The sequence below is a fragment of the Carnobacterium sp. ISL-102 genome (genome assembly GCF_018612935.1).
Taxonomy (GTDB): Bacteria; Bacillota; Bacilli; order Lactobacillales; family Carnobacteriaceae; genus Carnobacterium_B; species Carnobacterium_B alterfunditum.
Map to the genome: position 1 here is coordinate 96574 of NZ_JAGGRF010000003.1, position 24028 is coordinate 120601.

The 24028-nt window shown below is 40.0% G+C and carries 17 protein-coding genes; 3 read left to right on the forward strand and 14 right to left on the reverse strand.

Going from position 1 to position 24028, the window contains the following annotated elements; genetic code table 11:
* Positions 1 to 208 precede the first annotated feature (208 nt).
* The 10 genes from pyrE to lspA form a co-directional block, all read right to left on the reverse strand.
* Positions 209 to 841 carry an orotate phosphoribosyltransferase gene (gene pyrE / locus J7E16_RS02120; RefSeq protein WP_214888184.1) on the reverse strand — a complete coding sequence of 211 codons (633 nt, stop codon included), beginning with the start codon at positions 839 to 841 and terminating at the stop codon, positions 209 to 211.
* A complete protein-coding gene (gene pyrF, locus J7E16_RS02125; protein WP_214888187.1) occupies positions 831 to 1559 on the reverse strand; it encodes an orotidine-5'-phosphate decarboxylase in 729 nt (242 codons plus the stop codon). Before pyrF ends, pyrE begins: the two co-directional genes overlap by 11 nt.
* Complete coding sequence (locus tag J7E16_RS02130; protein ID WP_214888190.1) at positions 1549 to 2478, reverse strand: dihydroorotate dehydrogenase; 930 nt, start codon at positions 2476 to 2478, stop codon at positions 1549 to 1551. Before J7E16_RS02130 ends, pyrF begins: the two co-directional genes overlap by 11 nt.
* A 59-nt stretch (positions 2479 to 2537) precedes the next feature.
* Positions 2538 to 5717 (reverse strand): carbamoyl-phosphate synthase large subunit, encoded by a 3180-nt coding sequence (gene carB, locus J7E16_RS02135; protein ID WP_214888192.1) that lies wholly within the window; start codon positions 5715 to 5717, stop codon positions 2538 to 2540.
* Entirely contained in the window at positions 5710 to 6798 is a 1089-nt protein-coding gene (locus J7E16_RS02140; RefSeq protein WP_214888194.1) for a carbamoyl phosphate synthase small subunit, read from the reverse strand. Before J7E16_RS02140 ends, carB begins: the two co-directional genes overlap by 8 nt.
* The gene (pyrC, locus tag J7E16_RS02145; protein WP_214888196.1) at positions 6795 to 8087 is read right to left on the reverse strand and encodes a dihydroorotase; all 1293 of its coding nucleotides are present in this window, start codon (positions 8085 to 8087) and stop codon (positions 6795 to 6797) included. Before pyrC ends, J7E16_RS02140 begins: the two co-directional genes overlap by 4 nt.
* Positions 8088 to 9059: an aspartate carbamoyltransferase catalytic subunit gene (locus J7E16_RS02150; RefSeq protein ID WP_214888198.1), complete on the reverse strand. Its 972-nt coding sequence runs from the start codon at positions 9057 to 9059 to the stop codon at positions 8088 to 8090.
* A gap of 227 nt (positions 9060 to 9286) precedes the next feature.
* Positions 9287 to 9841 carry a bifunctional pyr operon transcriptional regulator/uracil phosphoribosyltransferase PyrR gene (gene pyrR / locus J7E16_RS02155; protein WP_034549185.1) on the reverse strand — a complete coding sequence of 185 codons (555 nt, stop codon included), beginning with the start codon at positions 9839 to 9841 and terminating at the stop codon, positions 9287 to 9289.
* Positions 9842 to 10074: 233 nt separating this feature from the next.
* Positions 10075 to 10980, reverse strand: coding sequence for an RluA family pseudouridine synthase (locus tag J7E16_RS02160; protein WP_034548691.1), 906 nt, complete (start codon positions 10978 to 10980; stop codon positions 10075 to 10077).
* A gap of 48 nt (positions 10981 to 11028) precedes the next feature.
* Complete coding sequence (lspA, locus tag J7E16_RS02165) at positions 11029 to 11490, reverse strand: signal peptidase II (protein ID WP_034548690.1); 462 nt, start codon at positions 11488 to 11490, stop codon at positions 11029 to 11031.
* A 256-nt stretch (positions 11491 to 11746) separates the two neighbouring features.
* On the opposite strand from lspA, the gene J7E16_RS02170 reads away from it, so the two are divergent.
* The 3 genes from J7E16_RS02170 to J7E16_RS02180 are packed head-to-tail and all read left to right on the forward strand — an operon-like array spanning position 11747 to position 14494.
* A complete protein-coding gene (locus J7E16_RS02170) occupies positions 11747 to 12388 on the forward strand; it encodes a YkyA family protein (protein ID WP_214888200.1) in 642 nt (213 codons plus the stop codon).
* Between the two features lie 24 nt (positions 12389 to 12412).
* Positions 12413 to 13276, forward strand: coding sequence for a polysaccharide deacetylase family protein (locus J7E16_RS02175; RefSeq protein WP_214888202.1), 864 nt, complete (start codon positions 12413 to 12415; stop codon positions 13274 to 13276).
* Positions 13277 to 13282: 6 nt separating this feature from the next.
* Positions 13283 to 14494 carry a putative glycoside hydrolase gene (locus J7E16_RS02180; protein WP_214888205.1) on the forward strand — a complete coding sequence of 404 codons (1212 nt, stop codon included), beginning with the start codon at positions 13283 to 13285 and terminating at the stop codon, positions 14492 to 14494.
* 475 nt (positions 14495 to 14969) lie between these two features.
* On the opposite strand, the gene addA is transcribed toward J7E16_RS02180, so the two are convergent.
* From addA to pepT, 4 genes are all read right to left on the reverse strand, one after another.
* Complete coding sequence (gene addA / locus J7E16_RS02185) at positions 14970 to 18770, reverse strand: helicase-exonuclease AddAB subunit AddA (RefSeq protein ID WP_214888207.1); 3801 nt, start codon at positions 18768 to 18770, stop codon at positions 14970 to 14972.
* Positions 18767 to 22390 carry a PD-(D/E)XK nuclease family protein gene (locus J7E16_RS02190; RefSeq protein ID WP_214888210.1) on the reverse strand — a complete coding sequence of 1208 codons (3624 nt, stop codon included), beginning with the start codon at positions 22388 to 22390 and terminating at the stop codon, positions 18767 to 18769. Before J7E16_RS02190 ends, addA begins: the two co-directional genes overlap by 4 nt.
* A 115-nt stretch (positions 22391 to 22505) precedes the next feature.
* The gene (locus J7E16_RS02195) at positions 22506 to 22763 is read right to left on the reverse strand and encodes a DUF1294 domain-containing protein (RefSeq protein WP_214888213.1); all 258 of its coding nucleotides are present in this window, start codon (positions 22761 to 22763) and stop codon (positions 22506 to 22508) included.
* 3 nt (positions 22764 to 22766) lie between these two features.
* Entirely contained in the window at positions 22767 to 24002 is a 1236-nt protein-coding gene (pepT, locus tag J7E16_RS02200) for a peptidase T (RefSeq protein WP_214888217.1), read from the reverse strand.
* Positions 24003 to 24028: the final 26 nt, after the last annotated feature.

Genomic DNA, 24028 nt, shown 5'->3' on the forward strand with positions numbered 1-24028 from the left:
TAGTAGCTTACAAACATGATATACTTGGGCATTATGCCCACAGTGCTTCATTTCAAGCTTCAAACAAACCATAATCGCGCTAAAGCGCCAACGTTTTGTAATTCTCATTGAATCCAATACACGGCTACAAGCAACCCTATTCCTTCATAAATTTTTGATGAGTCATTTCTTTCATTTATTTATCCACGCCAAAAATTATTCAGCCTTTTTATTTATTTAGCCAATTGATTGGATCTTTTTTCCACTCTTTTAAAAGAGTGATTTCGGATGCATCAATCAGCCCTTTTTCTAATGCTCCTTCAATCAAAGCAGAATAATTCGTCAATGTATTTAATTGGATCTTGTTTTTCGAGAAATTTGCTATTCCTTGTGGCAACTCATAAGTAAAGATTGCTGCGACCCCTAAGACTTGAGCACCTTCATTGGAGGCTGCTTGCACTGCTTCGATGACACTTCCACCGGTGGAAATCAAATCCTCGATCACGACCATTTTCTGATCATGCGTTATCCGCCCTTCGATTTGATTTCCTTTGCCGTGATCTTTCGCTTTACTTCGGATGTAAACCATCGGTAAGTCCAGCAATTCCGCTACCCATGCAGCATGAGGAATACCGGCCGTCGCTGTGCCCGCAATGACTTCTACTTCTGGGTAATGCTTTTTGATCAATTCTGCTAAGCTTTTTGCAATGTCTCGGCGAACTGCGGGGTAACTCATGGTGATCCGATTATCACAATAAATCGGACTTTTCATTCCGCTGGCCCATGTAAACGGGTCTGTTGGGTTTAAACTTACAGCTTCTATCGCTAATAATTTTTCAGCAATTCTTTTTTCATTGCTCATTTTTCTTATCCACTCCATTCCACTGCTCTTTGATAGCATAATAAGCAGCAACAGGGTCCTCAGCTTGTATGATAGGCCGACCGACAACAATGTATGAAGCTCCTTCTTTTCTAGCTGTAAAAGGTGTAGCGATTCGTTTTTGATCTCCAACAGCCATTCCTTCTAGACGTATTCCCGGAGTAACACATAAAAAATCTTTTGCTGTATTTTCTTTTATTTGACGTGCTTCTAAAGCAGAACAAACGACACCGTCTAAACCTGCTGACTGCGTTAGTTTTGCATAATGGATCACGCTCTCCAGTAAAGAAACTGGAATCAGCTGTTCGTGTTGCATGGTTTCTTGTGTGGTCGAAGTCAATTGCGTGACCGCGATCACTTTAGGCCGTTTTCTGCCAATCGATGTCCCTGAAATGATGCCTTCCATCGCGGCTTCCATCATTTCTCGTCCACCCGCAGCATGAACAGTGATCATGTCGACCTCAAGTGCAGCTATTCCTTTCAGTGAACGTTGGACCGTATTTGGAATATCATGCAGTTTTAAATCTAAAAAAACATCATGACCTAATTGTTTAAGTGTTGTTACGATCTCTGGCCCATTTTGATAAAACAATTCCATACCTACTTTAACAAATAGCGATTCATCATTAAACTGAGCTAAAAACTGCTTTACTTGAGGCAACGTTGCGAAATCTAACGCAATAATGGGTCTATTTGTCATCTTTTTGACCTGCCTTTACTTCTTCTATCAACGACTCAATGGATTCGATGCCCAGTTCATCCATTCGCTTAGGTAACGCTTCGATCAGTTCTTTGCAAATCAGTGGATTAGCATAATTCGCGGTACCGACCGCGACTGCACTGGCTCCAGCCATCAGCATTTCGAGCACATCGTCAACAGTTGAAAGTCCGCCCATTCCAATGATGGGAATTGAAACTGCCCGTGAGACTTGATAAACCATTCGGATAGCAATTGGTTTGATTGCCGCACCAGAAAGTCCGCCTGTCTTATTCGCTAAGATCGGTTTTTTGGTCGCTAAATCAATACTCATTCCTACTACAGTATTGATCATACTGATCCCATCTGCTCCGCCTTTTTCAGCAGCCTGAGCTATTTCTACTATGTTGGTTACATTTGGGGTCAACTTAATATAAATTGGAACCGTCGCGACCGCTTTTACTGCTTTAGTGATTTCATAAACCGATTCAGGGCTGGAACCAAAAGTTAACCCACCTTCTTTCACATTTGGACAAGAAACATTGATTTCAAGTGCACGGACTACTGAAGATCGGCACAATTTTTTTGTGACTTCACAGTAATCCTCAATTGTTGTTCCGGCTACGCTCGCGATCACTGGTGTATTGAATCGAGCTAATGCAGGCAGCTTTTCGGCTACGATCACGTCAACACCTGGATTTTTCAAGCCTACCGCATTCAAAACTCCCGTTTCTAAATGATGGTAGCGTGGATTCGCATTTCCTGCTCGTGCATCAATAGTCGTTGATTTAATGATAATGGCCCCTAATAGATCGTAGTCATACTTGTCCAGATGAAGTTCACCAAAGCCAAATGTTCCACTGGCAGGCATAATGGGATTTTTTAAAGCTAGTCCTGGTAGTTTTACTGCTAAACGATTCATTTGTTGACCTCCATTTAGTTTTCTTTTAATCAAATCGATTCTTGCACCTTTTTCGCATGCTATAACGGACTTATCATGAGGTTACGCGATTCAAGCACGTTCAGAATAGCTGCGACCGTATCAAGTGACGTCAGTAAAGGTATGCCTTGCTCAATAGCTGCTTTTCGTATCACTTTGCCATCATTTATTACGCCCATTCCGGTCGTCAGCGTATTGATAACTAGTTGAATACCATTCCCTTGAATAAGATCCAATACCGTTTCATCAACTTCTTGATGGATTTTCGCTGCTATTTTTACCTGCAGCTGATTCTTTGCAAAGTACTGTCCGGTCCCCTCAGTCGTAACGATCGTGTAGCCAATGTTATAAAAGCGTTTGGCTAAAGCTAGCGATTCTTCTTTGTCTTCATCAGAGATCGTAAACAATACCGTTCCGTGATCTTGCAAATGCATGTAACTTCCTTCAAAAGCTTTGTAAAGAGCTTTCTCCAGTGTTGTATCGCTTCCCATGACTTCTCCTGTTGATTTCATTTCAGGGCCTAATAAAGCGTCTACCTTGTTCAATTTAGTAAAGGAGAATACAGGAGCTTTCACATGAATGAGTTCAGACTCTTTATACAAGCCGTTGGTATATCCTTGTTCTTTTAAAGATTGGCCTAAAATCACTTTAGTTGCTACTTGAGCCATTGGGATCCCGGTCACTTTACTTAAAAAGGGAACTGTACGACTGGCACGAGGGTTAACCTCGATAACATAGACGGTGTTGTCATGGATCACAAACTGAACATTCATCATGCCCAAACAATTCAGGCCAAGAGCTAAGCGAGTAGTGTAGTCGACGATCGTATTTTGGATTTCTTTGGATAAGGATTGAGGCGGATAAACGGCCATCGAATCTCCTGAATGGACACCCGAGCGTTCAATGTGCTCCATAATGCCCGGAATAAGGACTGATTCACCATCACAGATTGCATCCAATTCAACTTCTTTTCCGACTAAATACCGGTCGATCAAGACCGGGTGTTCAGGTGAAGCTTTGACCGCATTTCGCATATAATTTTCTAAATCCGGTTGTGTGTCTACGATCTGCATCCCGCGCCCGCCTAAAACATAACTTGGACGAACTAAAACGGGATAGCTGATTCGATCTGCAATAGCGACTGCTTCTTGTTCAGTTGTCGCTGTCGCTCCTAAGGGTTGAGGAACTTTAAGTTCATTCAAAGCTTGTTCGAATAGATCCCGGTTTTCAGCTCGATCCAAATCTTCTACACTGGTTCCTAATAGGGTCACACCCATTTCCGTTAACGGTTCTGCCAAGTTGATGGCTGTTTGCCCTCCAAATTGAACGATCACCCCAACTGGCTGCTCCAGCCGAATGACATGCATCACGTCTTCTAAAGTCAAAGGTTCAAAATACAGTTTATCTGAAATAGAAAAGTCAGTTGAAACGGTTTCTGGATTGCTGTTCATGATGATCGCTTCATAGCCTGCTTGTTGAATGGCTTTAACCGAGTGGACCGTGGCGTAATCAAATTCTACCCCTTGTCCGATTCGTATGGGACCGGATCCTAAAACTAAAACCGATTGCTTAGCTGAAACAATGCTCTCATTCTCTTCTTCATACGTACTATAAAAATAAGGCGTGTTGGACTCAAACTCTGCTGCACACGTATCGACTGTCTTGTAGACTGGAACAATATCATTCTTATAACGCAATTCTGATACGGCTCGTTCAGAGGTATCCCATAACTGAGCGATCGCTTTATCTGAGAAGCCGTATTCTTTTGCGGTAGTTAAGGCATCAATATCTTTAACACTTTGTTTCAGTTCCTCTTCTAATTCCACGATATGCAGTAACTTATCTAAGAAAAACAAATCGATTTTTGTTAAGTTTGCCAAGTCTTCGATCGGATAGCCACGCCTTATACCTTCTACTAAGTAGAATAAGCGATCATCTTCGGCATTGATCATTTTTCCAATTAGTGCTTCGTCTTCGGCTTGGGAAGCTTCCTCTAATAAGACATGAGATGCCCCTATCTCTAGCGAACGTACCGCTTTTAATAAGGCTTCTTCTAGTGTCCGACCAATCGCCATAACTTCACCCGTAGCTTTCATCTGTGTCCCAAGTTGGCGGTCGCCGTGTTCAAATTTATCAAATGGCCAACGGGGGATTTTCGCAACGACATAATCGAGCGCTGGTTCAAACTCAGCGTACGTTGTCCCGGTCACTGGGTTCTTCATCTCATCAAGCGTTAAGCCGACTGCAATTTTTGCGGCTAATTTAGCGATTGGGTAACCCGTTGCTTTACTTGCTAAAGCTGAAGAGCGACTGACACGCGGGTTCACTTCAATGATGTAATAATTTGAACTAGCTGGGTCAAGAGCTAATTGAACATTGCATCCTCCTTCAATCTCTAAAGCGCGAATAATTTTTAAGGATGCATCACGCAGCATTTGATGCTCTCTGTCCGTTAAGGTTTGTGTGGGAGCAAAAACGATTGAATCTCCGGTATGGATCCCAACTGGATCGAAATTTTCCATGTTACAGACAACGATTGCATTATCCTTTTTGTCTCGCATCACTTCGTACTCGATTTCTTTATACCCGGCTATACTGATTTCGACTAAACACTGACTAACAGGCGATAATTTTAATCCATTCGTAACGGTCTCTTTCAACTCTTCCTCGTTATCACAAATCCCCCCACCTGTTCCGCCTAGTGTAAAGGCTGGGCGGACGATGACTGGAAAGCCGACTTTTTCAGCAAATAACAAAGCGGCTGCAACCGTATGGACAATATCACTTTCTGGTACAGGTTCGTTTAACTCATGCATCAATTTACGGAATAAATCTCTGTCTTCTGCTTGGTCGATCGCGCTTAATTTGGTTCCAAGCAATTCAATACTTAATTCCTCAAGGATCCCAGAATTGGCTAATTCCATAGCCATGTTGAGTCCCGTTTGTCCGCCTAGGGTCGGAACGATAGCATCTGGACGTTCCTTTCGTAAGATACGAGAGACAAACTCTAAGGTGATCGGTTCGATGTAAACTTTATCCGCAATTTCTTTATCCGTCATGATCGTAGCGGGATTGGAGTTGACCAATACGACTTCGTAACCTTCTTCTCTTAAGGCCAGACACGCTTGAGTACCCGCGTAATCGAATTCAGCTGCTTGGCCAATGACGATCGGCCCTGAACCGATGACCATGATTTTTGTTAGATCTGTCCGTTTAGGCATTCTTTTTTGTCTCCTTCCAAGCATCCATTGATTCCATAAACTGATCAAACAGGTGAGCGGCATCGTGTGGTCCCGGTGCAGCGTCCGGATGATATTGAACACTGAACACGGGATGATGACGGTGCTTGACGCCTTCTACTGTTCCGTCATTCAATTCGATATGAGTCACAAACAATTTTTCTTTATCGATCGAATTGGCGTCAACTGCGTATCCATGATTCTGCGAAGTGAAATCAATTCTCCCGGTTGCGATTTCCTTTACCGGATGGTTAAATCCTCGGTGCCCAAATTTCATTTTGAACGTGCTGGCTCCATTTGCTAAAGCAATCAATTGATGACCTAAACAGATTCCGAATATTGGCAATTTCTCTTGGATAGTTTGAATTACCGTAAGGACATTTGGTAGTGATGTTGGATCTCCTGGACCATTAGTCAACAGCACCCCATCTGGATTTAAGCTTAGGATCGTTTCGGCGGTCGTATTGTATGGCAGGACAGTCACGTGACAATCTCTTTTATTTAATTCTTTTAAGATACTCTGTTTTAATCCGAAATCAATAACGACCACGTTTTTCCCTTCACCCGGACTAACGTATGGACGAGTCGTTGACACTTGAGCAACTTGATTTGGCGGGAAAACAGTCGCTTTTAATTGATCGAAAGCATGCTTGATATCATCTTCAGCATCAATGATCAATCCGCGCATCGTGCCCTGTTCTCGAATGAGTCGTGTGAGTTTTCTTGTATCGACACCGGCTATCCCAGGTATTTTTTTGATTTTCAAGAATTCATCTAAACTCATTTGACTTCTCCAATGAGAGGGGACGCGAGCAAATTCTTTTACGATCACGGCTTTCATTGTTGGATCGATCGATTCGTAATCCTCTCGGTTGATCCCGGTATTCCCGACCAAAGGATAAGTGAAAACCAACATTTGGCCATTGTATGACTGGTCGGTAATCGATTCTTGGTAACCTGTCATCCCTGTTGAGAAAACGACTTCTCCAAGAGCGTCATTTGTCGAGCCAAAACCTCTTCCTTTGAAGATGCTTCCGTCTTCAAGCAATAATAATCGTTTCATCTTATCGATCCCTCCTTATAGACGACTATTCCATCGACCAGTGTCATGGTTGTTGTCCCTTTGACTTCCCATCCGATAAACGGTGTATTCGTTGCTAAGGAAAGAAATTCTTCGGCTAGGATTTTTTTTGGAGTCGTTAGATCAAAGAAGGCTAAATCAGCTTTTTGACCAACCTCGATCGTTCCACCTTCTAAACCAAATACTTTTGCCGGTTTATACGACATCCAGTCGATAAGTTGGGCAAGTGTTGCAAGCCCTGGCCCAACTAAATGAGTGTACAACAGGGAAAAAGCTGTTTCACTGCCCACGATCCCAAATGGCGAGCCTACCATTCCACCTGTTTTTTCTGCTTTACTATGTGGAGCATGGTCCGTTGCGATCAGATCGATCGTACCGTCCACTAACCCATCGATCAACGCTTGCCGATCATCCGCGCCTCGCAATGGCGGATTCATTTTATAGATGCTGGAATCAGCCGGAATATCGTTTTCTGTTAATAATAAATGATGAGGAGTCACTTCAGCGGTTACGTTTATACCCGCACGTTTTGCCTCACGAATGACCCATACGCTTTCTTTTGTTGAAACATGGCAAACATGATAATGAGCTCCGGTTGCCTCACTCAGCAAAACGTCTCGTGCGATTTGACTCGCTTCGGTTGCACTGAGGATCCCTGGCAGTCCCAATTCCTTGTTACGCGTTCCTTCGTGCATGACACCGCCAAATAATAGCGAATCATCTTCTGTATGTGCCACGATAACAGTTTGTTTTTTAGCGGCTTCTTTCATGGCTAAGTACATCGTACCAGCTGTTTGAACGCCTACTCCGTCATTCGTAAAGGCAAAGGCTCCTGCTGTTAATAATGCGGTTTGATTTGTTAGTGTAGTACTGTGCAAGCCCATCGTGATCGGTGCATACTGTTTGACTTTCACTACCGCATCTTGTGCTATTTTCGCTTGTAGGGCGGCCATTTTTTCAGCTGTATCCGGTTCTGGTCGTACATTCGGCATGGCACAAATAGTTGTGAACCCGCCGCGCGCAGCTGCCATCGTTCCTGTCCTGATGGTTTCCTTATAAGAAAAACCCGGTTCTCTTAAGTGGACATGGACATCGATTAAACCTGGTGTAACTAATGCTCCTTGAGCATCAATAATTTCATCTGTAGCTGAACTTAGCTCGGTGAGATCTTCTCCAATGGCTTGAATCGTTTCTTGTTTGATCAAAAGTTCAATTGGCCTGTATGCTTCTTTTTGATTCAACATAATAGCATTTTTTATCCAGATCGTCATCTATTCATCTCCTGAGGTGAAAGTATCATCAGCTTGTTTGCCCGTTTTATTTCGTCCAGCTATGATCGCTTCTAAAATAGCCATCCTTGCATACACGCCATTCGACATTTGAGTCACGATTCTTGATCGACTACACTCGACGAGCGAGCTTTCCAATTCCACATCACGATTGACTGGTGCAGGATGCATAATGATTGCTGCCGGCTTCATTTTCTTTTCACGTGTTTCGTTAAGACCATAATTATCCAAGTAAGTTTCAATACTGACCGTTTCGTGCGTTTCATGACGTTCGTGTTGCACACGCAACAGCATCACAACATCTACTTCAGAAACCAAATCATCGATGGCTAAATAGTTGCCATACTCGCTAAATGATCCGTCTATCCATTGATCAGGACCAGAAAAGAACACCTCTGCTCCAAGCCGCTTCAGCATAGTCATATTTGACTTAGCGACTCTTGAATGCTTCAAGTCACCGACGATTGCTATTTTCAAACCGTCAAAATGGCCATATTCTTCATAGATCGTCATTAAATCTAGTAAACATTGACTTGGGTGCTGACCTGTTCCATCGCCTCCGTTGATGATGGCACATTTAATGGAAGAACTAGTGATCAATTCTGTATAAAAAGCTTCTTTACTGTCTCGGATGACAGCAATGTCCGTTCCTAGCGCTGACATAGTCAAAACGGTGTCATAAAGGCTCTCACCTTTTTTGATACTGCTTGTGGAAGGTTCAAAGTCAATGATTTCAATGCCTAATTTTTTTTCAGCCATTTCAAAACTTTTATGCGTACGCGTACTGTTTTCAAAGAACAAATTCACGGCATAAAGAGGATCCTTTATCTGCGTTGGAAGGATCCCTTTTTTTAATTGTGATGCCCGTTTGATTAAAGTAAGGACCTCTTCATTTGTTAAAGCTTCTACAGAAATAAAATGGTCTAAAGCCATCGATGCATAAATTTTTTCCATTGTCTTCTTCCTCCTGGTCCGTTTTTATTTGTGAGAGTAGTCAAACAGTATAAAAAAAGAACCTAAAGTTTATTGAAAACTTTAGGTTCTAGAATAATCCCCCCGCAGCTGGCTTTGCATTTCCAGCAAAGGATCCGGGTGGTATTATCGCAATGACCTTATTAGTCTCACAGGGCTAATTTAAAGTTTCACTTGATTTTTATTTAGTTAGTTATTTAGTTAGTTAGTTAGTTAGTTAGTTTTTGAATCAGAACATGATCTTCTCCGTCAAGTTCTTCGACCCCGACTTTGATTTGTTCTCCCAAGGATGTCGGAATATTTTTACCTACGAAATCCGCACGAATCGGCAATTCTCTGTGTCCTCTATCAACAAGTACTGCTACAGAAATTTTACTTGGGCGACCTAGATCCATTAAAGCATCTAGCGCTGCGCGAATCGTTCTGCCGGTATACAAGACATCATCAATTAAAATCACTTGTTTGCCTTCAATGGGTACAGGAATATTCGATCCATTTATGCGAGGTTCATTAGCAGAATCAATTGAATGGACATCATCTCGGTAAAGTGAGATATCTAATTCACCGACTGGAATATCCACACCTTCTAATTGTTTCATCCGCTCAGCAATTCTTCGTGCAAGATAAATGCCGCGTGTTTTGATGCCAACTAAAATCAGGTCCTCTATTCCTTTGTTTCTTTCAATGATCTCATAGGTGATACGCGTTAAAGCTCGTTTCACAGCAGCTTGATCAACTACTTCTACTTCTGATTTGATCGACATGTTTTCCCCTCCATTTTTTAATATCGCTTTAATAGGACCCGCCAATAGAAAATGCCCTCTTAACCTTTAATGGTCGAAGAGGGCATATTACTGTTGAGTAATATAAGAGAAGGCACAGTCACCTTTTCTTACTATGCTCCTTCTTAGTCTCACAGGACTAGGATTAAAGGATATTTTATATTTCTGTCACTTTTGACTATACAGAGCGTCTTTTAAAAAGTCAATCAAAAAAGTTATTCATCTCTTAGTTTTGTTAAGGTATCTTCAAACAACTGTGGCAATGGCGCTTCAAAAGTTAAAAATTCATCAGTAGTTGGATGTTTGAATCCTAGTACTTGGGCATGTAAAAATTGTCCTTTGCCTTCTAAGGTTTTTCTAGGGCCATAAATTGGATCTCCAGCAAGAGGATAACCAATGTATTTCATATGGACTCTGATTTGGTGCGTTCTGCCAGTTTCTAGTTTCAATGAAACCAAAGTGAAATCTTTAAACCGTTCAAGAACGGTAAAATGTGTCACAGCTTCTCTTCCACCATCGATGATATCTTGTTTTTTGCGGTCTATTTTTGAGCGCCCAAGCGGAGCATCGATCGTCCCTTTTTCATGAGGGATCACACCATGAACGAGTGCTATATACTCTCTCACAGAGGTTTTATCTTTTAATTGAGCGGCTAATTTTTCATGCGCTACATCATTTTTAGCAACCATCAACAAACCTGAAGTATCTTTATCGATTCGATGAACGATCCCTGGACGAATGGTCCCATTGATGCCAGACAAATCATTGATGTGATACATCAACGCATGCACTAAAGTTCCTGTTTGATGACCAGCAGAAGGATGAACGACCATTCCTTGTGCTTTATTCACCACTACGACATCTTCATCTTGATAAACGATCTCGATAGGAATGTTTTCTGCAAGCACTTCTAAAGAGACAAGCTCTGGTTCAATAACGGAAATAGCATCTCCTGCTTGTACTTTGTAATTGGGTTTTAATTGTTCGCCATTTATCAATACATTTCCTTCTTTGATCCATTGTTGGATATGTGAACGGGTGATCTTTGGCAGCAATTCAGTCAACACTTTGTCTAAGCGACCTGTTTCTTCTTTGATAATAAAATTATGTTCTTGTAACATGCTCGATCTCCTTTTTTTTAAACCTTCTCTTTGCAATCTAGGAATGGTTTAGTGTTTCTTTTTTTCATTTCTTTCGTCTATGAAAACAAAAATAATCATTAGGAAAACCCCAATACTTAAAGACATATCAGCTATATTAAAAATCGGAAAATCAATAAATTCTAAACGAACCATATCAATAACGTATTCAAACCGAATGCGATCAATAAAATTCCCTAATGAACCAGCTAGAATAAGTGCTAACGCGGTTGAAAACAAACGACTTTGTTTGCCATATTTTTGCAAGTAATAGATGACTACACTTACTACTACAATCGTTACAAGATAAAAAAACCACATCTGTCCTTCTAAAATGCTCCAAGCTGCACCGGTGTTTTGAATGTACATCCAAGATAAAACGTTTGGAATAACTTCTACTATTTCATATAAGTCAATATTCTGCACGGTTAAAAGTTTAGTGAACTGATCAGCGGCCACTATGATGGCTGCTAAGATATAATATACGAACATATTAGCCCTCTCTTTACTTCATTCTGTTTTACACTTACTAATCCATTTTACATGATTCTCTAGTTAAGAGATAGTTTTTTATTTTTGATTGCTTACTATCCGATATTAAATAACTGGTCATATCACTTTAGAAATTAAGAAGCGTTTGTTATACTGGAGGAAGTTGCTCATTTAATATAGAACGTGATGCGGTATCCTAGACGTTCTTTTCTTTGGGCCGATTTTGGTTAAACTAATAAAGGGAGTTTTGTAAAAGATGAAAAAAAGATATTTAGCTACAAATTTATTTGCCGTCTCGTTGTTCTTGACTGCTTGCAGCACGAATGATGTTGCAGAAGCTATCGAATCAACTACATCAGTTGAAACGAAAACAGAACAAATCGTGGATGACTTAAATGCCATTACTGAGCAAGAAAAAAATTTACAACAGACTTTTGAAGCGACTCTTTCAAAAGACGAGTCATTAAGTACATTTGGAGATGGTACCTCCAGTGTTTTTGAAAATGTCGATGCGCGTTCCGCTTCTCTTTCTGAATTAAAGGAAACAACTGCAGCTATGAAAGAGGAACAAATACTCTTAGATGAAAAAATGAGTGATGATTTGCCACAAGAAGAATTGGATAAATTGACCACAAGTATCGAACACTTAACGGCTAGTTTAGATGATTATGTCACTCATTATGAGACCGTATTGGCAGAACAAGCAACCTACTTTACGGATCTAAGTAAAAAAGAAGCCACCTACGAAACACTTACAACGGGTATGGAAACGATCAATGAACAAGACGCAAAAACAAAAGAATGGCTTTTACAGTTAGACCAGCAGCTAGTCGAGGTACAAGCTTCACATAAAACTACAATGAAATCACTTGACCAATTAAATGAAGCCTCAAACTAAACGAATTGTAAAGGAGTCTTAAAAATGAAACTGATTTTGCTAGGAGTTTCCCTTATGAGTGCCTTTGTCTTAAGCGGTTGCCAGACGTCTGACGCAGCTGATCAAGATGCAAGCAGCTCATTTGTTTCTGACGCAAGTGAAAATCAATCTGATCAACCAAATGAAAAAATAGCAAGTGAAGCAAGCAGTACCGCTCAAAGTTTAATAGACTCTACAGAAGAACTGCCTGCTGAAAAAGAAGCTTACCGCTATCGAATAAACGCCGCTACTTCAGTTGTTGAACCGATCGATGAAACTATTGATCCAAAAGTTGCGCTGTTAACATTCGATGACGCTCCTGATCAACATGCCGTAGAGATAGCTGAACAGTTAAAAATGATCAACGCACCCGCCATTTTCTTTGTAAACGGTATGTACATAGCATCAGACGAAGGCAAAGATAAGTTGAAACAACTTTACGATATGGGATTCGCCATCGGTAATCATACCCAAACGCATCCAAATTTAAGTACCATCAGTCCTGAGGAACAGCGAGAAGAGATTATCGCAACCAATGAAGCCATATATGAAGTAATCGGTGAAAAACCGCACTTCTTCCGTGCTCCTCATGGTGTGACAACTGAAATTTCTGCTGCGATAATGGCTGAAGAAGGCATGGTTTCGATGAATTGGACATATGGGTATGATTGGGAGGCTAATTACCAAAATAGCGAAGCTTTAACCGATATCATGCTGAATACAGATTATTTAAATAACGGCGCTAATTTATTGATGCACGATCGTTCATGGACAAATGATGCGGTTGTTTCAATTGCTGAGGGCTTAATTGAAAAAGGCTATACTTTAGTTGATCCTAACTTTATTGAATTACCTGAGAGAGAGGAATAAATGATTATGAGAAATAAAGCATCATTCTGGTTTGGTTTATTAGCAACAACGGGGGTCGTATTTTCTCCACTAAGTGTCTCTGCTGAAGAGAACCCTGAACCTACTTTACTAGAGATCAACACAGAACCCATTCTAAGCAAACCTGCCAAGTTCCCTGCTAAATTTATTTATGACAGCGGAATTGATATCGACTATCCCGAAAATGGCGTAAAAGGTATTTACGTTACAGCTAACTCGGCTAGTGGAACAGATAAAATGAAAGAATTAACGAACTTTGCTCATTCTAGTGGTTTAAATGCTATGGTGATCGATGTAAAAGATGATTTTGGGAAAATGACGATGGATCTTAAATCGGAAAATAAAATTATTCAACAAAACACTGAAGCACTTGTAACAGACCCAACGAGTATGATGAAGCATTTAGAAGAAAATAAGATTTACCCTATTGCACGTATCGTGGTATTTAGGGACACTGTATTAGCTGAAGCTAGACCTGACCTTTCGTTTAAAAAAGTAGATGGTACTGTTTGGAAAGATAACGGTAATCATGCTTTTGTTAACCCTTTTTCTAAAGAAGTATGGGATTACAATATCGAAGTTGCTAAACAAGCAGCTAAAATGGGCTTTAAAGAAATCCAATTTGATTACGTCCGCTTTCCTGAAGGCTTTGAAAACAAGAGTGATTCATTGACATACTCTCGTGGCGCTCATGAAACAAGCGACTTAGATGATGTCCAACAACGAGTTGAAGCTGTTACTGGTTTCGTTAAATACGCTCGTGAAGAGTTAGACCCATATGGTGTTGAAATTTCAGTAGATATTTTTGGCTATGCCGCTACTGTTCCAGAAGCGCCTGGTATCGGACAAAACTTTGCTAAGATCTCTGAAAATGTGGATGTCATTTCTTCAATGATCTATCCGAGTCATTGGAACACTTACTTCGGAATTCAAAAGCCTGATTTAGAACCTTATAAATTAGTTTCTGAATATATAAAAGTAGAAAATGACTTACTTTCAGGTTTAGAAACGCCTCCTAAATCCAGACCTTGGTTGCAAGATTTTACCGCTTCTTACTTAGGGGCAGGAAATTACCAAAACTATGGTGCGGCGCAAGTCGAAGACCAAGTAAGAGCTTTGCATGATGCTGGAGTAAATGAATTCTTGCTTTGGGATGCTACAAACACCTATACAGAAGGTGTAAATTACAATATGGAATAAAAAGGGAGAGACTTGGACTTATGTCCTAGTCTCTTTTCCTGTCCAACTAGTGATTCTAAAGGTACTTTTAAAAAGCAGTCTCATCAGTAGCAAACGAGACTGCCATTGACTGCCTTACCTTTAAAATCTTTTTATCAAAAATTTCACGTGGGATCAGTTACCTGAAATTTCTGCCGGAATAGGATTGGCTTGTAGCCTAAAATGAAGCACTGTGGGCAAATAATGCCCAAGTGTATCATGTTTGTAAGCTGCTAAAGCAGCAACAACCATGACAACTTTCTCTTTAGGCTTCAGGCGTTCCCATGGCTCTCCACAAGCAAAACCGTTATTCCAGAAGAAATTTCTTTTTGAAATACCACCACTATTTATTAAACAATCAATAAATTATAGAACAAAAAAAATCTGCTCATCAGTTTACTGATAAGCAGATCTTTTTTCTTATTCTCAACTAGTTATGCCCCAGTCTCCCCTTTTTTTATGGAACAGATACGATCTCACCTGTATCCAGCAAGCAAAGATAGGTTTCAGTTACTTTTTTATCTAAAATAGATTCCAATGCAGATCGGTATAGATTCATTTGACCTTTGTACTTCTCTAGCATATTTTGGCCTGCTTGTGATCCATAATGATCCACTCTATCTGTTTTGTAATCAAATAAAACAATATGATCTTCCAATTCGATGTAGCCGTCAATAATTCCGTGAATCAAAATTTTATCCTCAGCATCGCCATTCATATCGGTAAAGATTTTTTCAGCTTCCAATAAAAGTGAGAAAGGTTCTTCACGATGAACATCTTTTGCATCCGCTAAAATCATTTTTCCTAATGGTGTATTAAAAAACTGAACCAACTGTCCTACTTTGATTTTTGAAGCAACTTCTTCTTTTAGAACCCCATCTTTGATCAGTGTCGCGATCAAAACTTCAATCGATTCTTTAGTAGGCGTTGTTTTTAAATCAACGGCTTGCATGACTGAGTGAGTTGCCGTTCCTATCTCGGCACTCGAAGGAACGGTCAATTCTGCCATAAATAAAGGTCGGTCCAACGTTTCTTCAACGTAACGGTTTCGATTTCTTGGTTGATTGATATCAATTTTCACCATTTGATCGCTTTCGGGTTCCTCAAATAAGCGTTTGATTTCGGAAACGGATTGATAACTCGTTGTATGAGAAGCCCCTTCATGTTCATAGGTATAATTCATCAATGCTAAAGCTTTTTCAACTGTTTCTTTTGTTGTTCCATCTGCTGTTGTCTTTTCTTGCAACTGATCTAACTTTTCTAGCCAGTTTTCATCTAAATCAGTGTCTTTTGAAACCATTCGTTCTTGGATCGCACTTTCATCATAAAAATGGATCGCAAATCGAGCTGGATGGTTTGTGATCTCGCCATTTCGAGCGATGAAAGAAGTGACATCATTTTCGCTTGAAGGGTGGCGGATCAAAGATAATCCGATCCATTTCATTAAACTACCAGCTGTGAACCGGATATCAGCTGGTAAAACTGTTGGCGAATGAGAACTGACTACACCCCACTCTTTCCAAGCGGCCTCTTCATCCTTATAAGACCCCACTAAAAACAACTTTTCTTCTGCTCGGGTCAATGCAACATATAACTTCCGCATTTCCTCCGATAATAATTTTGTTTTCTTTTCTACTTTTAAGGCTGTTTCTGGCAAAGATGGGTAACGAATACGCCGATCTAAATCTTTATAGTCTGTCCCTACACCATATGTTTCATTAAAAACATAACTTTTCTTGATATCCTGCAAATTAAATTTCTTCGTTAAATCGAGGACAAAGACAACTGGAAACTCTAAGCCTTTGCTAGCATGGATCGTCATGACCCGAACAGCATCTTCATCTTCCGATATAGCTGTAGGTTCTGCTAAATCTTTATCTTTTTCTTGCATTTTTTCAATAAAGCGGACAAATTGGAACAACCCTTTAAAACTTGTTTTTTCGTAACTAGCTGCACGCTCATATAAAGCATGCAGATTAGCTTTGCGTTGTTTTCCTGAACTCATACCTCCAACATAGTCTAAAAAGCCTGTATCATCATAAATTGTCCAAATAAGCGCAACTAAGTGGTCACGACGAGCGATTTCTCGCCATTTGTTTAACCGAATCATGAAAACAGTGACTTTATCGTATAAATTTGAAGTAAAGCGACTGCTTTTCTCTACGCCTGGGTAGGTCTGATAAAATGTTCTTAGGGCCTCGTAGTAATCGCCCGTTTTTTGGCTGATCCTAATAGCGGCTAATTCGTTTTCATCTAAACCCACAAGCGGTGAGCGCAAGACTGCAGCTAAAGGAATATCTTGATAAGGATTATCGATAATTTTTAATAATGACATCATGATCGTGATCTCAGTCGTTTGAAAATAATTTTGCGTATCATTTACCTGAAGAGGAATAGCCAATCGTTTAAACATTTCCATTAAAACCAAGTTATTCTTTTTTGTCGGTGTCAATAAGACAATGTCTTTGTAACTGATGGGCCGAGTCATTTTGGAACGTTTGTCATAGATCGGAAATTGAGTTTGAATAAGTTCTTTTATTTTTTGCCCGACCATCAATAATTCGCCTTCAGTCTTATCTTCAATGCGCATATCCCAATTGATCGATTCGGTCTCTTCTTCCTCATCCTCACTATCGTTTGTGCCTTTTTCATAAATCAACAGTTCCGGCTGATGCTTTTGCAAGTCTGGAAAACCCGTAAATCCTTGGACTAATTGAGCTGCTTGATCATAATCCATTTGTCCGACAACTTTGTCCATCAGTTGTTCAAAAATCAAATTAGTAAACTGCAAGACTTCTCCTCTAGAACGGAAATTCTCAGCTAATATAATGCGCTCACCCGATTGATGGTGTCCATATTGTTCATATTTTTTTAAAAATAATCCCGGATCAGCTAACCGAAACGAATAAATCGATTGTTTGACATCTCCTACCATAAACAAATTCCCCTGATCGGTTTGGTCATGCGCTAGCCAGCGTAAAATATTTTCTTGGAGTTGATTGATATCTTGGTATTCATCAACCATGACTTCGTTAAATTTAGCGCGGTAGTGCATAGCCGCTTCAGTTGGGACCCACTCTTCGTTTTGGATCTGAGCTAAGATCTGCAGTGTCAAATGTTCTAAATCATTAAAATCTAATACATTACGTTCATCTTTACGTTGACGGTAGGCATCTGTGAACAGTTGCGTGACCCGTGCCATTTCATCTACCAGCGGTGCTGCATTCAACATAAGATCGATTTGTTCTTGCGGTGAAGCAGAAAAATAATCGTTGGCTAATTCTTTGAATCGCTTCTTGTACTCATCTCTTAAATGTTTCATTTCTTCGGCTGTTTCTTTTAGCGCTTCCTCAGTACCTTTTTTGACCGACTTCCAACGCGCAAATTCAAATACTTTGCAGCCATCGTATGCTGCTTGATAATTATTTTCTTTGATATGTGTTTGGATCTCTTGTAAAGCCAGCCATTCGCTACGAACTAATTCTGTTTGATTCTTTAGTTCCTCGCTGCCTTCTCCTAGTTGAGCTGCAACTTGAGAAAGTTCGACCAGACTATCTAATACGGATACTATTTGTGGTCTTAACAGTTCTTTGAACAAAACGCCATTTGTTAAGTTGTTGTCTTCAACACGATACAAATAAGACAACTGTTCCAACCAGACAGCTGGTCTAGGATTGGCTCTTGAAAATTCATATAACGAGAAAATCAAATCTGTTAAGCCTGCATCGCTTCGATCATTTGAATAAGAGGCTGTCAGAGCTTTAAATAAGCTGTCTTCTTCGCCATACAACACTTCTCGTACTTCTTCCCAAACATTTTCTTTCAATAAAAGAATCTCTGTTTCATCCGTCAATAAACGAAAAATCGGGTCTAAATCAATCAAATAATAATAGCGGCGAATGACTTGAAGACAAAAAGCGTGCAGCGTGCTGATAGACGCTTGGTTGATTAACGTTACTTGTCTAGTAAGGTGTCGTTTTAATGCTAGATCGCTTTCCGAAGTGACCGCTTCTTGGATCGCAACTTGGATTCGAGCTTTCATTTCCTTAGCAGCAGCTTCTGTATAGGTCACAATCAGCATTTCATCAACATTTGTACCAGCTTTTATTTTTTCGATCACACGTTGGACAAGAACCGTTGTTTTTCCTGAACCAGCCGAAGCAGATACCAATATGTTGTGCCCTGCTTCATAGATAGCTTGCCATTGTCCATCTGTATACTGACTATTTTCAGGTTTTAGCGGAAGTGGGTTCATCATTCTTCATTTCCCTCCTGTTCTTCTTGTATTTTCTTAAGAATATCTTCTCTTTTCAATGAATCCATCCGGCGGTAATTATTTTCTGGCAACATCGCATCAAATTGCGAAACGGCGCGCAATGGTCCGTTAACGGTTGGAATAAACTGTCTTTTTTCATAAAAAGGATTCAGCGTTGTGACGCCATCAACTATCTTATTACCGGCATCGATGATCAATTTTTTATTGTGTTGGCGTAAAGCCGTCATTTCGTCTAGGGTGACAAATTTATTGGATTTTAAGGCTTCACTTCTTAATTGATTAAAAGGATACACCAGTGAAGCAGTCGTCGGTTCGATCGTTGGATCAAGCGAGAGAAGCATCTCTTCATCTTCAAGCAGCAATCCATCCATTTTATAAGACTTCAACAATTCTTTGATATAGGCATCCTCATCCAAAAAAGTTCCTTTTTTCATAAAAGGGTTGGATACATGCAGGTAAAACGCACCCGCGGGTTTAGCTTCGTGACCGATTAAGTCAACTGCATTTTGAAGCGCCGTATCCAAGTATGTGATCATCTGCATCGCTAATCCATAATAGGCATCCTGGTAATTAAATTTATGCGCACTTGACTTGTAATCTACTACACTCAGGTAATACTCATCCCCGAGCGACATAGCATCCACTCGGTCGATTTTGCCACGCAGATAAAGAGTACCGCCATTATTGAGTGGAAAGGATAATCCCTCAATGCCTTTTTGAAGCGCGACTTGACCAAATAATACTTCGGTCTGAATGTTCTTCATATTTGTGCGTCGGCTTTGATTGCCGATGACCCACACCATTTTTTTGATGGTTTGGCCTAATTGATCACGAATGTATTTCATTCGATTAGACGCATTTAGGATCGAGAATTTCGCCTTGCCATAGAGTTCAGTCAAGACCTCTGCCGTTAGTTCCTCAAGAGACTCTTCGTTCAATTGATCGAAACTCAGATTTTTTTGAATGATTGTTTTAAATAACTGATCCAGTGCATCATGGAAGAATTCCCCCGTACCAGCTGGTGAAAGTTCAAAAACATCTCGTTCTTTTAGTTTCAACCCGTAAGTCAAGAAATGACCATAATGATCTGCATAAAAAGCTTCTAGTCGAGAAACAGATAAATACAAGTCTTTGCCATACAGTTCTGTCGCAATCGAACTCTTTAGAGGCATCGCCAGATTTTTTTTAACTAAACTAACAAGCAAGTGATTAAAATCACGGACTACTTGTTTATCTTGTTTAAAGAAAATATATAGATTTTGCCAAAATGCATTCAATTGCCCTTTTTGATCTTGCTCTTTGCGTAAAACCATCAAAAGCTGGCTGATGGTCGTTTTCTTCGTTCCAACAAAATGCAATAATTCTGTTTCGCTTGGATTTTCTAAGGATGTGATGTCCATTAATTTCGTTTGAATAGGCAGATGGAATGCTTTTGCTATCCGATCCACATAGGGTGATAATTTCGGACCGTTTTTTGTTTCGTCACTTGTCGGGTAACTAAAAATCAATTTTTCGGAAGAATCTAAGAAAGCTTGATACGCAATAAATGGTTCGGAGGCCATGACGGCTTCAACAGCTGGCTTTAAATACTGTGTATCGTCTAAGAAATCTGAAAATAAATCGCGGTCTTCTTCAGTCAAGATACTTTTATTTTCGGTTTTAGCTGGCAAATGAGCATCTGTAACACCTAGCATGAACGTGACTTTCGCAGTTCCGATCCGGGTGCCTTCAATTCCTGAAAATGTCACTTGATCAATACTTGGCGGAACCATGCTGTAAGTAGCGTTATCAAATCCAGTCATTAAAATAGCGTGGAAACTATCCAGTTCGAACGGCTCATCTCCTAATACCTCAACATACTCATCTAACAGTTGCAAAAAAGTTTGCCATGTTTGTTCATGTTTGCGTGCTTTTTCAAGATCATTGTCTTCAATGGCTTGATCTCGCCAAAAGCCTATCTGGTCTTTAACACCGATAGTTTCCATAAATAAATAGAGTTCTTTAGCAGCCTCTCTACTCGTTTTGGCTTTTTCTAACCGTTTAAAAAATGGAATCAGTATCCCTGAAAGATCGGTTTTGATAGAATTAGCAATTTGTTCGATGCGTTGGTCATTATCTGACTGGAACGCTGCATCTTCATAAAAATAACGTGTATAATGCCAAGGCTCAGTTTTTGTCCAGTGGTAACCTTCGTATCCATAGGCCAGCAGCACATTTTCGGTGATATCTACTCGTTCTCTGAATGTTTGTGTGCGCTGGATATGCTGACTCACACGTTGCGTCCGTTCTTTTGCAAGCGGTTCTTGCCCATCCGTCATGGGAATCACTAATTCTGTCCTGAGCAGCCGCATCACATCTGCATAGCGCCAATTGCGTTTGTAGATGTTCACTAATGTATCTAGGACTTCAATGAGCGGATGTTGATTCATCAATTCTGCGCTGTCAATAAACAGCTCAATGTTATGGCTAATAAATAAGGGTTCTATGATGGCTAAATAATCATCCATATTACGGGTCAAGACCAAAATATCTTTATACCGATAATAGCCAGAGGCAACCAGTTTACGAATCTCTTTCGCAACATGCGTTATTTCTGCTTGCTTATTTTCTGCTGCCCATATCTCAACGCTATTTCCGACTGCATCAGGATCAGATAAAGGCTTATGTGTTGCTGGAGTGAGTTGACTTGTCTCTACCCAAAACGCTTCCAGTTGATTTAATTCAGCACAATAAGCTGCATCTATTTCTTGGATGATTTTATCTTTATAAACAGGCACATCATTTTGGCGAGCCAATTGATACAATTTATAGTAAGTCGTACCGGATGTTTGAAACAGATTATGCATTTCCGGTTTTTCAACGGCATAGCCTTTGTCTGCAGTCAGTGCAATGGTCACTTTTTTAGCGGCTTTCATCAACGCCAGGATGAGTGCTTGTTCTTGAGCAGTAAATTGATAATAACTCTCAATAAAAATCGTCGTACCAGATAAATCTAATTCGCCTACTTTTTGGATCAATGCAGACACAATGTCTTCTGACTCGATATATTTATTCAGTAAAGCTGCGTCAAATGCTTGATAGATCAAAGATAGATCGCGCAATTTCAATTTAAAATCGGCTTCTTTAGGTGAATTCCCTAAATTAATGATCATTTGATCTAAATCGACTTGAGAGATACGTCCGCTGCGCAATTCTAAAAATAAATCAGTCATTTGTTGAACAAAGCCATCTTTCCTAACTTCGCCACGGTAAATAGTCAATTCTTCTTCATGTTCGATCAATAATTTACGGATCAGCATTGATAATCCAGTCGTTGTTAACTGTGGCTTAGCATAAATATCCGTATCTTTTAACCAGTACCAAGCTAATCGTGTAAAACTGAATACTTGTAAATGCATCATGCCCATCATCAGTTTCTTTTTAAAATAAGGATAGTCACTTAGCTTTTCTAGCGTTGTCATTTCAGCTTGAAATTTAATATGGTCTGGCACTAAATAAAAAATAGACTCTTTTGTATTTTTCGTCAGAATTTCTGCTATCTCATCGAGCAGGACCGAACGTTTATCACGATTCGCGCGGCCTAAAACAAATTGCAACCCCATAGTGTTTCACACATCCTCTCATTCAACTTCTGTCCCTTTTATTTTAACATACGCAAAAAAATAAGACCTATACGAAATGAAAATTGTATAGGTCTTTTTATTTTATTTCATGAAATTATAAAAAATAGACGAATAAGAAAATAGCAACGGCTGTTCCCAGAGCAAAGATTGCTTTAAAAGATCCTTTGGTCGTTTTATGGCGAAATAAATGCATACTTAAGATGCCGCCAAAACCGCCGCCAACAAGACCTAAACCTAAAAGTGTCTTTTCAGGAATTCTCCATTGTCTCTTGACCGCTTTTCGTTTATCTATGCCCATCAGCAGAAACAAAAGACTATTGCATAAAAGAAGGTAAGCAGCTACTATAGTCATTCATTAAACTCCTTTGACAGCATTTAGACGCGCAATTTCAACAATAACAGCTGTAGCTTTTTCCATACTTTCAACTGCTACAAATTCATAACGGCCATGAAAGTTCTCTCCACCGGCAAAAATATTCGGTGTTGGCAGCCCCATAAAGGAAATTTTAGAGCCGTCTGTTCCACCGCGAATCGGTTCAATAATTGGTTTGATAGCTAAATTATTCATTGCTTCTTCAGCAATATCGACTACGGTCATATCTTTTTCAATGATCTCACCCATATTGTAGTAAGAATCATTTAATTCGATCGTGACGCGTTCGCTTCCATAAGCCTCATTTAATTTAGCCGCTTGTTCTAACATAAAGGCTTTACGGGCTTCAAATTTTTTGCGATCATGGTCTCGGATAATATACGTTAATGTTGCTTCATCAACTTCACCAGTGATTCCCACTAAATGATAGAATCCTTCACGACCTTCTGTTTTCTCCGGCACTTCATCTTGAGGCAATAAGGCATCAAAAGCCATTCCGATTTTCGCAGCATTTACCATCGTATTTTTAGCTGTGCCTGGGTGAACATTTTTGCCTTGGATCTTAACCACAGCTGCTGCTGCATTAAAACTCTCGAATTCTAATTCGCCAACTGGACCGCCATCCATGGTGTAAGCAAATGTCGCATTGAATCCAGGAACATCAAAACGATCTGCTCCGATACCAATCTCTTCATCTGGACCAAAACCAACACGAATATCGCCATGTTCAATAGAATCATCATTGATCAATATTTCCATAGCCGTCATGATTTCAGCGATCCCAGCTTTATCATCAGCTCCTAATAAAGTCGTTCCATCGGTCGTGATCAATGTTTGACCAATATAATTTTTTAAATTAGGAAAATCTTTCGGATCTAAAACAACTTGTTGTTCTTCATTTAAGACAATTGCTTCTCCATTGTATTGTTCATGGAATTGCGGGTTCACATTTTCCACATTGAAGTCAGCCGTATCTAAATGAGCTATAAAGCCGACAGTCGGTACTTTTTTAGCTGTATTACTTGGCAAAGTAGCCGTCACGTAGCCATTGCTTTTATTATAAGCGATATCGCTTAGTCCGATTTCTTTTAGCTCTTCCATTAACGTTTTAGCAAATTCAACTTGGCTTTGCGTTGAAGGGATCGTCGAGCTGTTCTCATCAGAACGGGTCTCTGTTTTTACATAACGAATAAAACGTGGTACAAGATTTTCATACATAACAGATATCTTCCTTTCAAAAATCT

Coding starts and splice junctions, on each gene's coding strand:
- pyrE (WP_214888184.1), bottom strand. CDS start 841: ATGAGCAATGAAAAAAGAATTGCTGAAAAATTATTAGCGATAGAAGCT.
- pyrF (WP_214888187.1), bottom strand. CDS start 1,559: ATGACAAATAGACCCATTATTGCGTTAGATTTCGCAACGTTGCCTCAA.
- J7E16_RS02130 (WP_214888190.1), bottom strand. CDS start 2,478: ATGAATCGTTTAGCAGTAAAACTACCAGGACTAGCTTTAAAAAATCCC.
- carB (WP_214888192.1), bottom strand. CDS start 5,717: ATGCCTAAACGGACAGATCTAACAAAAATCATGGTCATCGGTTCAGGG.
- J7E16_RS02140 (WP_214888194.1), bottom strand. CDS start 6,798: ATGAAACGATTATTATTGCTTGAAGACGGAAGCATCTTCAAAGGAAGA.
- pyrC (WP_214888196.1), bottom strand. CDS start 8,087: ATGACGATCTGGATAAAAAATGCTATTATGTTGAATCAAAAAGAAGCA.
- J7E16_RS02150 (WP_214888198.1), bottom strand. CDS start 9,059: ATGGAAAAAATTTATGCATCGATGGCTTTAGACCATTTTATTTCTGTA.
- pyrR (WP_034549185.1), bottom strand. CDS start 9,841: ATGTCGATCAAATCAGAAGTAGAAGTAGTTGATCAAGCTGCTGTGAAA.
- J7E16_RS02160 (WP_034548691.1), bottom strand. CDS start 10,980: ATGTTACAAGAACATAATTTTATTATCAAAGAAGAAACAGGTCGCTTA.
- lspA (WP_034548690.1), bottom strand. CDS start 11,490: ATGTTCGTATATTATATCTTAGCAGCCATCATAGTGGCCGCTGATCAG.
- J7E16_RS02170 (WP_214888200.1), top strand. CDS start 11,747: ATGAAAAAAAGATATTTAGCTACAAATTTATTTGCCGTCTCGTTGTTC.
- J7E16_RS02175 (WP_214888202.1), top strand. CDS start 12,413: ATGAAACTGATTTTGCTAGGAGTTTCCCTTATGAGTGCCTTTGTCTTA.
- J7E16_RS02180 (WP_214888205.1), top strand. CDS start 13,283: ATGAGAAATAAAGCATCATTCTGGTTTGGTTTATTAGCAACAACGGGG.
- addA (WP_214888207.1), bottom strand. CDS start 18,770: ATGATGAACCCACTTCCGCTAAAACCTGAAAATAGTCAGTATACAGAT.
- J7E16_RS02190 (WP_214888210.1), bottom strand. CDS start 22,390: ATGGGGTTGCAATTTGTTTTAGGCCGCGCGAATCGTGATAAACGTTCG.
- J7E16_RS02195 (WP_214888213.1), bottom strand. CDS start 22,763: ATGACTATAGTAGCTGCTTACCTTCTTTTATGCAATAGTCTTTTGTTT.
- pepT (WP_214888217.1), bottom strand. CDS start 24,002: ATGTATGAAAATCTTGTACCACGTTTTATTCGTTATGTAAAAACAGAG.